The organism is Burkholderia sp. 22313 (assembly GCF_052045245.1).
GTDB lineage: Bacteria > Pseudomonadota > Gammaproteobacteria > Burkholderiales > Burkholderiaceae > Burkholderia.
This window is the reverse complement of sequence record NZ_JBQEON010000002.1, coordinates 304,696-317,529: the sequence shown is the minus strand read 5'-3', so window position 1 is coordinate 317,529 and position 12,834 is coordinate 304,696. Positions and strand designations below refer to the sequence as shown.

The window sequence follows — 12,834 nt, the reverse complement described above, 5'->3', positions numbered from 1 at the left end:
GCCTGATTCCTGGCAGGTGTTCAACGTAGATTGTGCGAATTACCGCGCGTCGCCGGTCGATCTAATGAAGCCTCTGTTGACCATGTCGAGCTGCGAGATCGTGGAGCTGACAGGGAAGCACCATGATCACGTTCTACGCGAAGTGGTGCGTATGTGCGATGGCTTGGAAGTCGAAGCCCCCACATTTGGGGGAAGTCTCGGGCGCGGTTGCCGGGGTGTGCGGTTATGGCTCGAGCGTTGGGAAGCTCGCTTCCCATGCTGCGATGGCAGCGGCTTTCTTCTCGGGCGGCAAGCGCAGGCCGTGCGCGGGGAGGGCGTCGCGGCTGCTTTGATACCACGTGCCATAGGCCCCCACTGGGTCGATGTCGGCCATCGGGCCGGGAGACGCTGCGCGGCGGTCGCGGGCTTCCGACAGTGCGGTCTGGACCAGCGGGTTCCACTTCGCGTAGCTGTAGCCGGCCGACGGATGGCGCACATGCGCGGTCGGGATGGTTACGCCGACACGCTTGAGGTGCGTCGACATCTCGTGGCCGAACGCAATGATGACCTCCGGGTTCAGCGCTTCGACCACCGTCGGGAACGCGGCGACGCCCGCATTCCAGGCTTCGTCCGATGGCCGGCGGCGGCTCTTCGGCATGAACTCCTGCACGAAGTTGTAGTAGCTGACGTGGTCCCAGAACGCCTTCAGTTGGGCCCGGCCAACGTCGCCAGCGCGCGTGGCGTTGTGCATCGACGTCGCGATTTTTGCGAAGTGCGGGTGGCGCGCGAGCGCTTTGACGGCGTCCGGATGGCGCTTGCGCTGGCCCAGGGCGAGGACGATTTCCTGCGTCACCGTCGGTCGCTCGTAGCGTTTCATCCCGTAGTGCGAGTCACAAACGATGAGGACCCGCAGGCCTTCAAACCCCTCGGTTGCGTATCGGGTTCCCACCCACGGCATGAATCGCACTGCGCTCAACGGCTCTCCGTTTTTCTCTCAAGCATCTCGCCCGCACCGGGCAGCCCGATACCTTACCACCTCCAAAACACAAAGCTGTGTGGTCTCGCCTCGCGTCAGGTTACATCGTTGCGATGCGCGCGCGCATCATCGACCGCTGGCAGGAGCTCGAGGCGCAGGCGAGAAAAGCACCGGCCGTGGCCTTACCGATGCGGTCGCGAAACGTAACGAAGTGACGTCACGGGGACGTCACGGCGAAACGTCACCGTAACGTCACGGTGACGACAGAGAAGATAAGAGTAGAGAAGATAAAACCGAAGGTTCTAACTCGCTCACTGCTGACTCAACCGTGGATAGCGCGCGGATGTGTCTGAGATGCGAGAGATCGATACTGGTACGTCAGGGTGCTGACCGATGGTCCGTTTTGAAAATCGGCGTGGGCGTGGTCCATTCGCCGCATACGTCGCTGATTTGTGGCGGGCGGTAGGTGGGTGCCACCCGGTATCGTCAGCCCGGCCAAGCGCGTTTTTGTGAATTCGTCGACCGTAGTGCTCCGCACGGACTTAGCGCGATCTGAATAGGCGCATCTCACGGCCGCTCTATATATGGAAGACGAATGGCGCTGCAGAAGACGTCGTGCGTAACACGTGACGTTGCGCGTGACGTTTCGCCCGTCACGCACGTCACAAGCGAAACGAACACCCGTCGTGGGCGCGATGTGGACTGGACCTCTAGCCGGGCGACCGATGGGACCTTCCTCGTGGAGCGAATAACGAACTGGGACCGCCATGGAAAGGTCGTATTCCGGGATGGCATGTCCCCGCGTAAGCGCGACGCTGTTGTGCTCGCACCTGCCCGCCAAATCGAGTGGCTTTTATGCACGCATGGACAGGCCACCCCGGTCTGCCGAACACGGGCCGCGCGGCGATCGATGGGCCAATTTTTCTATGCGCTTTTATGCATCTTGGTTATGTAGTCTCGGCGTGGCCGATGCCTCGACGGTCCTCGGCGGGGGCGTAACGACTGGCTCGGCGAGGAGGTCGTGACGTTTACGTCCCTGCACCACACCGCCTTTTGGGGTCTTATTCGAGACCTTGCCGGCGCGTTTCTTGATTTCGGGCCTGTAACCGTACAAAGGGAGCGGATAGTTGCCGTTAACGTCCATCAGAGTATCTGCTGACTCTGCTCCTCTTGCGAAAAACATCAAAGTAAACGTGAGTCCCGTTCCGAGAATCATGAGTGTCACAGCTGCTGGGACGCTGACGGATCCGAGCTTTTGGACGGGGAGAAATGTAAGGAAATAGACGATGATTGATAATGCCAATAAGACTCGGAAATTTCCTCTGAACGTCCATCGTCGCAGCCAATTAAAGCGGTTGTCCTTGTAGCGTGCTTCGATCGGGCAGAATTTTACAAATCTCCCGGCATATTCTCTCGATCGAAACAAAGAGAGTGCGTTGTCTCGTTCGAATGCGAATCGAATTTCGTCTCCGCTCAGCTGCATTCCGAATGCTTCCTTGACGGCGAGCTGCAGTGCGCCAGATGAGATCGCGCGCCAGCCTTGGTCCTTCAGCTTCATAATTTCATATAGGCGCTTCGTGCGCGTTTGGGAGAAAAGCTGGTTGCCCGATCGAAAGGTGTTGCGCGACATAACAATTGCAGCGATTGCGGTTATGACCGCAAGGATGGCATTAACGATTCCTAGGGAGCTTGTAAGCGCTGCAAGATTCATGTTGTGCCTCGTGACTTTATTCCTTTGCGATTAAGCTGCTGGCGAAAGTTTTGGAGTGTTGAGCACCGCCGCTTTGGCGTTGAGCAATTCGTTTTCGGATAGATCGAATCGTCGGAGCCACGCGTTGCTGCTTGCCTGGGAGTTATAGACCGGCGCGTCGCCATTTACCGTGCCGCGCTGAAGAATCGAAACCGTATCTGCAACGACCGGGCGTAGAGCGGCATTGAGCACGACATACGCTGGGGGCGGTGCCGGGGTGTCTTCCTCGTGAGGCACGCCGGCTTCGGGCACCATGCCCGCGCGAATCACCAGTCCCTGGGCGCATGGCGCGAGGTCGAACCAGTCTTTCGGCAACGCGGATTGCAGCGCGTCAATGCCTCCGACCTTCCCGAGCATCGCCTTGTCGATGAGCGTGAGCCAGTCGACGGTTTTGATCCGTTCGGTGAGGTCGCGCACCTTCATGGCGATCGGGCTACCGACATCGACGCCCGGCCCGAGCTGCTGGGACATGAGATATTCGCTGCTTTCGTTTTCGGTTCGGCTAGTCGGCGACAGATTTACTGCGAGTCCGGCATGCCCGTGTATCGCGTCCACGGCAGCGGCCGCGTCGCGGAACAGTTGTATGAACGGGCTCGGGTTACCCCGGACGAACGGAGCGGGGAACGTGAAAACCAGAACATCGAGCCCCCGAGTACCAAGCTCCGCCTGGAACTGTTCGAGACAGAACGTTGTGAACTCGTAGAACGACGCGTCACGTGCAGTTTCACCGCCGACAAACGTTGCATCGAAGCCTTCGTTTGCTCCGACGCTGGATGCCAGTGATGAGAGCGTGGGTGCTTTCGCAATCGGCAGCGCCTTCTTACCATTGAACCAAAGCCACTTCACTGGATTGTCAGTGCTGGATGTGCCCGCCTGTCGCGCGATCGCGACATACCGATCGAAAACCCATGCAAGGGCGTCGCGTTTGTCACGGGTGTACCCGCCCTTGAAGTATATGGACGCACGCACAGCCAGGGCGGCGCCGATACCGTCGTGAGGGTAACGCGGTTCGAGAATCGCGAACGGCATCATGCCGGCCTCGGCTAGCTCCTGAATCCGTCGCTCGTTGTCGTTGCTCATCGTCGTGTCGTTGCAATATTAGGGAACGGGCAGAGGTACAGGCGGGGGCATCGGGCCGCCGAGGCTTCCCTTCAGGCCTTGCCCGATCAATTTTCCGAGTTGTGACAGGGCGGATTGCGAGGATTCGGCCTCGTTTGGCTGATCGTCGGAGCATCCGCAGTCGCCCGGCCCCATGGTAGCGACTTTTGACGGGTCGCCGGCGATGCGCTCGTATGCGTCTTGTTGCTTCGGGTCTACGCGATCCGGCGGAAACTTGATTTCCACAACCGACTTCAGGTTGTCCTGTGTTGGCGGCAGCGACGGATCGTTGACGATCACGACGTCCGGTCGTCGGATATTGCCGACGCCAGGCGTATAGCTGTCCAAGCCGCCGGGCCAATATTTCTGAATCCAGCCCGGTAGGTAGTCGTGCGCTTTGGTGACGATGCGCGAATCCATAATGGGAGCCGGTGGATCGCGCGACATGTCGTAGTTGATTTCTGCCTTGTATGGGCTCTGATGGTCCCCGATCGCATCCGCTGCTTTGAGCCGCCCGCTGACGCACTGCTGTTTCAGCTTCTGTCCGTCAGCGCCGATAGTCGGCATCGCGTTGCATTTGCAGATGACGGAGCAGAGCGCTTGCCGGTCCTGCGCATCTAGACCGTTCCGCCGCACGCGTACAGGGTTCGTTCTGCCGTCGCCCTGGCCCGTCGACCCGGACCCATGCCCTTGTGCATAGTCCGTCATACCGAGTTCGAGCCTGAGCGCTCGAAAGAAAGCGATGCCGCCCGGCCAGTTTCGAGCCAGTTGGTATATCCGTTTTCGTCGGTTGTTCCCGTGATGGTGCTGCCGTCGCTGCCGGTGACGGTATATGGGTGGTTGGCGACAGGCTTCCCAGTGTCGTCGTCTAGCACCTGGAAACGCCCGCGGTGCGGGCCGGATTGGTCAGCGCCTGCCTGTTGGGCCACTACGCTGCGACCGCCGCCGATCGGGTTTCCGGCACCGGCGGTTGGCGATGCCGTCGCGCTGCTTTGTGTTGCGATGAGCGTCGCGCCGCACGCCGTCATGTCGCCATCAGATGCTACCGGGCGGCCGTTGAACGTCATGTGAAGATCGGTTTTTACCTTCACGATCGGAAAGACGCCACCACAACGGGGGCACGACACCATGTCGCCGAGAAGGCCCAACGCTTTGCCGTCGACGGTATTGGTCGGATCACACGCGAGCACGCGGCCGCCGTGGGAGGTTGTGTCGCCTTCCCGAATGAACGCGAATCCCATACAGAACTCCTCAGACGAAATCTGCGGCGACTGTAGCACGCGCTGTCGATGTGCAACTACCCTGTCAGAGTTGACGGGTGTCAGGGATTATTAATTGCTAGAAGAGATTGGCGTGTGCGAGATGCGGATTATTTTCGCGCGCTACTCTTGTGCTTCCTCCGCGATTCGTGTTTCAAGATTGGGCCGGATAACTAGCCAGTGTAGTTTCAAATCTCGCAACTCGGCAGCGTCGTCAGTGCGTCCCATGCGGGTGACTGCGAGATCTATCAGTTCAGTTACCGCTACATTCAAGGTCAAAAGCGTAGACGCCATATCTTCTATGTCCGGACCGAAGAAGTAGCCTTGCTTGCCGTCTTGCTCTTTCATGTGTCGGACGAGCGCGCCTAACGTAGCGTGTGCGCCGTTGCCTGATGTGTACCGGTAGGCGATTTCGTAAAACATTGCCAAGTCGGTACGCAGCGCCAAATCCCGATAGTTGAGTGACCGACGCTTGGGGAAGGTGGTTTCTAGCTCCGCGAGCTTTGCTTTTAGAGGAACAAGCGATTTATCGTCTGTCTCGGGATTCGAAGCATTCATTTCCAAGATCCGGGCTATGGCGTGAATGCTATGGTTAGCATCATCCTCGCGAAGGATTTCCAACGTTCCCTCCACGATTACTAGCCCTTTGGCAACAATGAGCGTTTCGGCGCATAAGCGCGCCAATGCGCGTGCGTCTGCCATCGCGCCGCGTTCGATCATCAGGATCGAGCATTGAAATGCACCGAGTGCCCGCGCGTATGCCGCAATTGCCCACTTCATCTCATCGGAGATGACATTCATTGGTATAGCCTTCATGACGCGCAAGGCCATAGCATTTGCGCGGTAGGCGTAGCCAAAAGCGTCGGCATATGCCTCATGTGCGGCGCGCTTCCATTGATCCAGTTCGTCGGACAGGAATCCGACTTCATCGAAACCTGCCATCGCGTCTCCGTTGTGCAAAATGCGAATGCTTTACGCTGTCTTACTAACACATCGAACTCGAAAGCAAGGGACCGTTTTTCTTGCTAGCATGCTTGGGTCAACCGCGGGCGAGCTTTCTCTCGGCCTTGGGGTTGAGCTGACATCCGTGTCTCGCTAGATCGCCATCGGGAAACTCTCCGAGCAAGTCGGTAAATCTCTAAACGCTTCTGTTTTCGTGAAAGAACTTCCTCGATTGGTTCAGATGGTCGGCGATATGTCTTTCAGCGCCTCGGGATGTTTGATTGCCACCCGCAACAACGTCAGTGCCGCCCCGGTCGGATTGCGGCGCCCCTGCTCCCACTGCTGGAACGTGCGCAACGGCACGCCGAGCAGCTTCGCGAACGCGCCCTGCGACAGACCAGATTTCGCGCGCGCGGCCGACGCCACTGTCGGCTCTACCTGCGTGACTCGGCCCGCGCGGCCGGCCTTCATATCGCGCATACCCTCCAGCAGATCCGCGTGAAATCGATCTCTTTCTTCGGCTTGCTCTGCCTTTCGCTCGGTTGCGCTCATTTGTAAGGTTTTCGATTGATCTACAGGATCCGGTATTCCATCGAGGATGGCTGGGGAATATTCGCACGTTGTCAACTAGATTATCAAAACTTGACTTCGATATGCACAGAAACCCGGCTTCTGGCCTACTTTTCAAGACCGTGGACAATGGTTGAGGATGGCAAGGCATATTGGGGAAGCGATGTGCCCGCTACTCTGAGACGCAAGATGATGCGCAAGTGACCAACCTGGCGACTACCAGCCTTTGTGGTCAGCGGAGCATTACCGTCATCGTCGGCGGAAGAGGCAGCTCTCTGTCGGGCGGTAAGACGACATCTTCTGCCTCACGCCATTCGCCTGTCTTGCGATCGACATGCAACATACGCGTGCTACCGCGTTTCGCGACTAGGACTAGGCCGATCTTTTCACCATCAAGAGCGGGACGGAACCCGGACTGGTAGACGACGATTCGCGAAAATGTGTCGGCGACGAGTTGGCGCGCCATCAGCCGTGCGTCGTAGTCGAGCTGGTCGACGCCGTCCACCAGTTCTTGCCACGCGTCTGCTGCGGCTGGCGCAACGATCGATGTCGCCGCGGCGAGGTGATGCTCGAACGAGTCGACCTCCCGACGCTCGTTTGCGAGCTGACTTTCGAGCTCGCGGACACGGCGCAACACGGCGGCTGGTGCGTCGCCGTCGTCGAGCAGCAGCGCGTCTGTGACGCGACGAACCTGTGTTTCGAGTTCGGCGACGCGCTGCCGCGCGCTTGCCAATTGCGCGCTCAGCGCGGCGGTTCCGCCATCGCCTTCGAGCAGGCGCGTCAAATTCATTTGGTCTGAGCAATACAGCATTAGTGCCCGTTCGACTGGCACAACGCTGCAGCTCCCGCTGACTTTGCAACCAGCGCCGGTGCTGTACGTGACACAGTGCAGCCGGCGATGACCCGGGGCGGGGCGCCCATCTGCCATGCGTTTGCGGCTCATGAGGTTTTGCGCCACGATTGCCGCGCCGCAGTATCCGCAGTGCGTGATGCCGAGCCCGGTCACGACGCCGGGAATCTCACCCTTGCCTTTGCGCCGGCCGCGCTGCTCGGCGAGATAGCGCAGATCGGCAAACTCTGCGGCGGAGAGCAGGGCAGGGTAATACGCCTCGAGTCGGTATGTCTCGCCATCGACCGCCACTGATTTTTCGCCGACGAGCATCCGGTTCGCGAGGATCTTGTAGATGTGCGACGCAGCCATGCGGCCGCTTTCGGTCACTGAGAGCCCGCGCTCGCTCAGCTCGCGAACCGTCCGGACTGCGCCGTGCCCCTGCTTGAACATTTCGACGACCAGGCGGACAGCTGCGGCCCGATCGGGGACGAGTTCAAATTTTCCACCTTCACCCTCGCGTACCCATTGCGGATCTTTGCCAACGCGGATGGGCATGCGCCAGGTGCCGGCAATCCAGCCCTGGCACTGTCGGCGGATTGCCGCCTTGACACGCTTGCTCTTCGTGTCCGACTCTTCGTGCGCGCGGATCATGACCAGCAGGCTGTATACAAGATCCATCGGCTGCGCCTTGAGGCGCTCGCGGTTGTATTCGCGGCCGTCGCTCGCCGTTACGACCGCAATGCCGGCGTTCACGATCTGAGCGAGCTGCGCCTGCGCCTGCAACGGCTCGGCGCGACTCAGTCGGTCCAGGCCCTCGACGACGAGCACGGAGCCGGCGGGCACCTGGCCGTCCTCGACCGCGCGGAGGAACACACCGAGCGCGCCTTGCCGAACGTGGCGTTGATGGTAGGCCGACAACCCCTCATCCCGAAGTGACAGGGACGCATCAAGCTCCATCTCATGGTCGGCCGACCAGCGGGCAGCGTACTCGAGCTGGCGGTCTATGCTGCCGCCGGCCGCTTGTTTTGGGTCGCTGAACCGTAAATAGCTGTAAACTCTCGCTTTTGCTGCCACGCCCCACACTCCAGATGTCTCAAAAGAATTCACCGGCTCATTCTCCGGCACCGCGTATAGGTATGGTATCCCTCGGGTGCCCGAAGGCCCTCGTCGATTCCGAACAAATCATCACGCAGCTGCGCGCCGAAGGTTATGAAATCTCCGGCACCTACGACGGCGCCGACCTCGTCGTCGTCAACACCTGCGGCTTCATCGACGAAGCCGTGCAGGAAAGCCTCGACGCGATCGGCGAAGCGCTGACCGAGAACGGCAAGGTGATCGTCACCGGCTGCCTCGGCGCGAAGTCGAGCGCCAGCGGCTCGAACCTCATCGAGGAAGTCCACCCGAAGGTGCTCGCCGTCACCGGCCCGCACGCGGTGGGCGAAGTGATGCAGGCCGTGCATTCGCACCTGCCGAAGCCGCACGACCCGTTCGTCGATCTGGTGCCGGCCGCCGGCATCAAGCTCACGCCGCGCCACTACGCGTACCTGAAGATCTCCGAAGGCTGCAACCACCGCTGCACGTTCTGCATCATCCCGTCGATGCGCGGCGATCTGGTGTCGCGTCCGGTCGCCGAAGTGATGCTCGAGGCGGAGAACCTGTTCAAGTCGGGCGTGAAGGAACTGCTCGTGATCTCGCAGGACACGAGCGCCTACGGCGTCGACGTGAAGTACCGCACGGGCTTCTGGAACGGCAAGCCGATCAAGACGCGCATGACCGACCTGGTCGCCGCGCTCGGCGAACTCGCCGCGCAGTACGGCGCATGGGTGCGCCTGCACTACGTGTATCCGTATCCGAGCGTCGACGAAGTCATTCCGCTGATGGCCGAAGGTCCGTTCAAGGGGCACGTGTTGCCGTATCTCGACGTGCCGTTCCAGCACGCGCATCCGGAAGTGCTGAAGCGCATGAAGCGCCCGGCGAACGCGGAGAAGGTGCTCGAGCGCGTGCAGAAGTGGCGCGAGATCTGCCCGGACCTGACGATCCGCAGCACGTTCATCGCCGGCTTCCCCGGCGAGACGGAAGAGCAGTTCGAAACGCTGCTGGACTTCATCCGCGAGGCGGACCTCGATCGCGTCGGCTGCTTCGCGTATTCGCCGGTCGAAGGTGCGACCGCGAACGAACTGGACGGCGCGCTGCCGGACGAGGTTCGCGAGGAACGCCGCGCGCGCTTCATGGAAGTTGCCGAGGAAGTATCGGCGCAGCGCATGCAGCGCAAGGTCGGCAAGACGCTCAAGGTGCTGATCGACGAAGTCGGCGCGGAAGGCGGCATCGGCCGCACGGCGGCGGATGCGCCGGAGATCGACGGCGTCGTCTATGTCGAGCCGGCGACGAAGGCATCGAAGCGCTACAAGGTCGGCGATTTCGTGTCGGTGAAGATCACGGGCGCGGACGGTCACGATCTGTGGGGCGAGGTTTAAGCGATGGCGGCATTTGCGCAGATCCTCGCGCTCGGCGAGGCGATGATCGAGTTCAACCAGTCGCAGCCGGGCCGTCCGGAGTTCCTGCAGGGCTTCGGCGGCGACACGTCGAACTTCTGCATCGCCGCGGCGCGCCAGGGTGCATCGACGGGCTTCGTATCGGCGATCGGCGACGATACGTTCGGCCGCTTGCTGGCCGACATGTGGGCGGCGGAGCAGGTCGACACGACCTGCGTGCGAATCGACCGATCGGCACCGACCGGCGTGTACTTCGTCACGCACGGCGCTGACGGCCACCAGTTCGACTATCTGCGCGCGGGCTCCGCGGCGAGCCGCTACACGATCGCCGATCTGCCGCTCGATGCGCTGGCCGCGGCCAAGGCCGTGCACCTGTCGGGTATCAGCCTCGCCATCAGCACGGCGGCGTGCGACGCCGCGTTCGCGGCGATCGACCACGCGCGCAGCAACGGCGCGCAGGTCAGCTTCGACACGAACCTGCGCCTGAAGCTGTGGCCGCTGCCGCGTGCCCGCGCGGTGATGCGCGAAGCGCTGCGCCAGACGGACATCTGCCTGCCGAGCTGGGACGACGTCACGGCGCTCACGGGCGCGAACGATCGCGACGCGATCGTCGACGCGATGCTCGAGCACGGGCCGCGGGTCGTTGCGTTGAAGCTCGGCAAGGACGGCGCGTATGTCGCGACGCCGAACGAACGGCGTGTGGTGCCGGGCTTCGCGGTCGAGGCCGTCGATGCGACGGGCGCGGGCGACTGCTTCGGCGGCGCGTTTGTCGCGCGGATCGTCGCGGGCGACGATCCGTTCACGGCCGCACGGTATGCGAACGCGGCGGCGGCATTGTCGACGACGGGTTACGGCGCGGTCGCGCCGATCCCGCACCGCGATGCGGTCGAACGCCTGATGCAGGGCTGACGCGGATCACGCCCACCGGTTGCGCGACGCACGCATGCGAATACCCGGATGACGCGCGGCGTGCATATCGCGATGGGCGTGTCCGCATCGGCGCACGTTGTGCGCTCGTGGCGATCGATGTGATCGGCGGCGCACGGCGTAGCGCCGCGATTGTCGCGCGAATCTGAAGCAAGGGAGCAATACAAGGTGGGTCGATATTCGGAATGGCAACGGGCGCTGGTGATCGCCGGCGCGCTGGCGGCGGGCCTCGCGGTGCCGGGCGTGGTTGCGGCACAGGCGGCCGCGCCGGGCGCGCAGCAGGATGAGGCGGCACCCGCGCGGCCGCTGCGGCCGAATCCGGAATTCGCCCGCCTGCCGCGCTACGAGGGCACGCTCGGCGAGCGGCCGATCGTCGTGCATCTCGGACCGAAGACGGACGAGGAAGGCGTGCACGGCGAATATCAGTTCGCGGATACGGGCGAGGTGATCCTGCTCGCCGGCGATCGCGACGGCGACACGCTCGAAATCGAGGAATCGAACGACGGCACGAACATCACGGGCGTGTGGATCGGGCGCTTCGATTCGATGGGCGAGCTGAAGGCCGACCGGATGAACTCGGACGAGTCGGATCCGCAACCCGTCGTGCTCCGTCCGACGCCGGCCAAGCGCGCGGCGCTGCAGGTACGCGATGGCCGCGTGCGGGAAATCGAGACGGTCGGCGGCATGGTCAACCTGCGCACCGACGACTGAGCGCGCTGGCTTGGTGCATGCGGCGCGCATTGTACCGGGCCAACCGCGCCGATTTTGGCTAATCTAGCGACATCTTCCGCAACCGAACGGCCTTTTCCGGCCTCCTGCCATGACTGCCTCCACTCCGAAGCGCGCACTCCAGACCCGCATCGTTCAACCCGACGACGTCATTCCGGAAGGCTTCCGTTCGTTCGTGCCGCCGGTCGCGCGCGCGTCGACGGTCGTGTTTCCCGATCTCGCGACGATGCGCGCGCTGGTCTGGCACAACGACAACCAGTGGCGCTACGGGCTGCATGCAACGCCGACGTCGCTCGCGCTCGCGCAGCGGCTCGCCGACATCGAGGGCGGCACGCATGCGCTGCTGCAGCCGTCGGGCCTCGCGGCGATCATGAACGTGTACTTCGGCATCGTGAAAGCGGGCGACGACGTGCTGATCCCGCACAACATCTACGGGCCGAACGCCGATTTCGGCAACTGGCTCGCGAAGGATTTCGGCATCACCGCGCGCTTCTACGATCCGCTCGTCGGCGCCGGGATTGCCGACCTGATCCAGCCGAACACGCGGCTGATCTGGATCGAGGCGCCGGGCTCGGTGACGATGGAAGTGCCCGACACGCGCGCGATCACGACGGTCGCGCAGGCGCGCGGCATCGTCACCGCGATCGACAACACGTATTCGGCCGGGCTCGCGTTCAAGCCGTTCGAGCACGGCGTCGACATCTCGGTGCAGGCGCTGACCAAGTATCAATCGGGCGGCAGCGACGTGCTGATGGGTGCCACGATCACCGCGAACGCCGAGCTGCACGCGCAACTGAAGCTCGCGCGGATGCGCTGCGGAATCGGCGTGTCGGTCGACGATTGCTCGCTCGTGATGCGCAGCCTGCCGAGCATGCAGGTGCGCTTCGACGCGCACAGCAAGAGCGCGCTCGCGCTCGCGCAATGGCTGAAGGCGCGGCCGGAGATTGCGGCCGTGCTGCACCCGCAACTGCCGGACTGCCCGGGGCACGCATCGTTCGTGCGCGATTTCACCGGCGCGGGCGGGCTGTTCTCGGTGGTGTTCGACGCACGCTTCAGTGCCGAGAAAATCGACCGCTTCGTCGAGGCGCTCGACCTGTTCGCGATCGGCTGGAGCTGGGGCGGCGCGTGCAGCCTCGCGATGCCTTACGACGTGGCGTCGATGCGCACGGACTGGCCGCATCGCGGCACGCTGGTGCGCTTCTATATCGGTCTCGAAGACGAAGCCGACCTGCGCGCGGACATCGAGCGTGCATTGCAGGCCACGCTCGGCTGATTACCGG

12 protein-coding genes are annotated in these 12,834 nt (G+C 62.3%); 4 read left to right on the top strand and 8 right to left on the bottom strand.

What is annotated here, in order from left to right; genetic code table 11:
- Nucleotides 1-223 precede the first annotated feature (223 nt).
- The 8 genes from ACTJKF_RS03180 to ACTJKF_RS03145 all read right to left on the bottom strand — a co-directional run bounded on the left by ACTJKF_RS03180 (nucleotide 224) and on the right by ACTJKF_RS03145 (nucleotide 8,480).
- The gene (locus ACTJKF_RS03180) at nucleotides 224-856 is read right to left on the bottom strand and encodes a hypothetical protein (RefSeq protein WP_440622097.1); all 633 of its coding nucleotides are present in this window, start codon (nucleotides 854-856) and stop codon (nucleotides 224-226) included.
- Between the two features lie 1,033 nt (nucleotides 857-1,889).
- On the bottom strand, nucleotides 1,890-2,666 hold the full coding sequence (locus ACTJKF_RS03175) for a hypothetical protein (RefSeq protein WP_440622096.1): 777 nt from the start codon (nucleotides 2,664-2,666) through the stop codon (nucleotides 1,890-1,892).
- Nucleotides 2,667-2,696: 30 nt separating this feature from the next.
- On the bottom strand, nucleotides 2,697-3,785 hold the full coding sequence (locus ACTJKF_RS03170) for a type VI immunity family protein (RefSeq protein ID WP_440622095.1): 1,089 nt from the start codon (nucleotides 3,783-3,785) through the stop codon (nucleotides 2,697-2,699).
- A gap of 18 nt (nucleotides 3,786-3,803) precedes the next feature.
- Nucleotides 3,804-4,511 carry a VRR-NUC domain-containing protein gene (locus ACTJKF_RS03165; RefSeq protein WP_440622094.1) on the bottom strand — a complete coding sequence of 236 codons (708 nt, stop codon included), beginning with the start codon at nucleotides 4,509-4,511 and terminating at the stop codon, nucleotides 3,804-3,806.
- The gene (locus tag ACTJKF_RS03160) at nucleotides 4,508-5,044 is read right to left on the bottom strand and encodes a PAAR domain-containing protein (RefSeq protein WP_440622093.1); all 537 of its coding nucleotides are present in this window, start codon (nucleotides 5,042-5,044) and stop codon (nucleotides 4,508-4,510) included. Before ACTJKF_RS03160 ends, ACTJKF_RS03165 begins: the two co-directional genes overlap by 4 nt.
- 141 nt (nucleotides 5,045-5,185) lie before the next feature.
- Nucleotides 5,186-6,004, bottom strand: a complete 819-nt coding sequence (locus ACTJKF_RS03155) for a DUF5677 domain-containing protein (RefSeq protein ID WP_440622092.1) — start codon at nucleotides 6,002-6,004, stop codon at nucleotides 5,186-5,188.
- Between the two features lie 237 nt (nucleotides 6,005-6,241).
- Nucleotides 6,242-6,556 carry a helix-turn-helix domain-containing protein gene (locus tag ACTJKF_RS03150; RefSeq protein ID WP_440622091.1) on the bottom strand — a complete coding sequence of 105 codons (315 nt, stop codon included), beginning with the start codon at nucleotides 6,554-6,556 and terminating at the stop codon, nucleotides 6,242-6,244.
- Nucleotides 6,557-6,806: 250 nt separating this feature from the next.
- The gene (locus ACTJKF_RS03145; RefSeq protein ID WP_440622090.1) at nucleotides 6,807-8,480 is read right to left on the bottom strand and encodes a recombinase family protein; all 1,674 of its coding nucleotides are present in this window, start codon (nucleotides 8,478-8,480) and stop codon (nucleotides 6,807-6,809) included.
- A gap of 14 nt (nucleotides 8,481-8,494) precedes the next feature.
- On the opposite strand from ACTJKF_RS03145, the gene rimO reads away from it, so the two are divergent.
- The 4 genes from rimO to ACTJKF_RS03125 all read left to right on the top strand — a co-directional run bounded on the left by rimO (nucleotide 8,495) and on the right by ACTJKF_RS03125 (nucleotide 12,827).
- On the top strand, nucleotides 8,495-9,880 hold the full coding sequence (gene rimO / locus ACTJKF_RS03140; RefSeq protein ID WP_440622089.1) for a 30S ribosomal protein S12 methylthiotransferase RimO: 1,386 nt from the start codon (nucleotides 8,495-8,497) through the stop codon (nucleotides 9,878-9,880).
- A gap of 3 nt (nucleotides 9,881-9,883) precedes the next feature.
- Nucleotides 9,884-10,807: a sugar kinase gene (locus ACTJKF_RS03135; RefSeq protein ID WP_440622088.1), complete on the top strand. Its 924-nt coding sequence runs from the start codon at nucleotides 9,884-9,886 to the stop codon at nucleotides 10,805-10,807.
- A 186-nt stretch (nucleotides 10,808-10,993) separates the two neighbouring features.
- The gene (locus tag ACTJKF_RS03130; protein ID WP_440622087.1) at nucleotides 10,994-11,536 is read left to right on the top strand and encodes a hypothetical protein; all 543 of its coding nucleotides are present in this window, start codon (nucleotides 10,994-10,996) and stop codon (nucleotides 11,534-11,536) included.
- 109 nt (nucleotides 11,537-11,645) lie between these two features.
- Nucleotides 11,646-12,827, top strand: coding sequence for a cystathionine beta-lyase (locus ACTJKF_RS03125; RefSeq protein ID WP_440622086.1), 1,182 nt, complete (start codon nucleotides 11,646-11,648; stop codon nucleotides 12,825-12,827).
- Nucleotides 12,828-12,834 lie beyond the last annotated feature (7 nt).

Coding starts and splice junctions, on each gene's coding strand:
- ACTJKF_RS03155 (WP_440622092.1), bottom strand. CDS start 6,004: ATGGCAGGTTTCGATGAAGTCGGATTCCTGTCCGACGAACTGGATCAA.
- ACTJKF_RS03150 (WP_440622091.1), bottom strand. CDS start 6,556: ATGAGCGCAACCGAGCGAAAGGCAGAGCAAGCCGAAGAAAGAGATCGA.
- ACTJKF_RS03170 (WP_440622095.1), bottom strand. CDS start 3,785: ATGAGCAACGACAACGAGCGACGGATTCAGGAGCTAGCCGAGGCCGGC.
- ACTJKF_RS03165 (WP_440622094.1), bottom strand. CDS start 4,511: ATGACGGACTATGCACAAGGGCATGGGTCCGGGTCGACGGGCCAGGGC.
- ACTJKF_RS03160 (WP_440622093.1), bottom strand. CDS start 5,044: ATGGGATTCGCGTTCATTCGGGAAGGCGACACAACCTCCCACGGCGGC.
- ACTJKF_RS03135 (WP_440622088.1), top strand. CDS start 9,884: ATGGCGGCATTTGCGCAGATCCTCGCGCTCGGCGAGGCGATGATCGAG.
- ACTJKF_RS03175 (WP_440622096.1), bottom strand. CDS start 2,666: ATGAATCTTGCAGCGCTTACAAGCTCCCTAGGAATCGTTAATGCCATC.
- rimO (WP_440622089.1), top strand. CDS start 8,495: ATGTCTCAAAAGAATTCACCGGCTCATTCTCCGGCACCGCGTATAGGT.
- ACTJKF_RS03180 (WP_440622097.1), bottom strand. CDS start 856: ATGAAACGCTACGAGCGACCGACGGTGACGCAGGAAATCGTCCTCGCC.
- ACTJKF_RS03125 (WP_440622086.1), top strand. CDS start 11,646: ATGACTGCCTCCACTCCGAAGCGCGCACTCCAGACCCGCATCGTTCAA.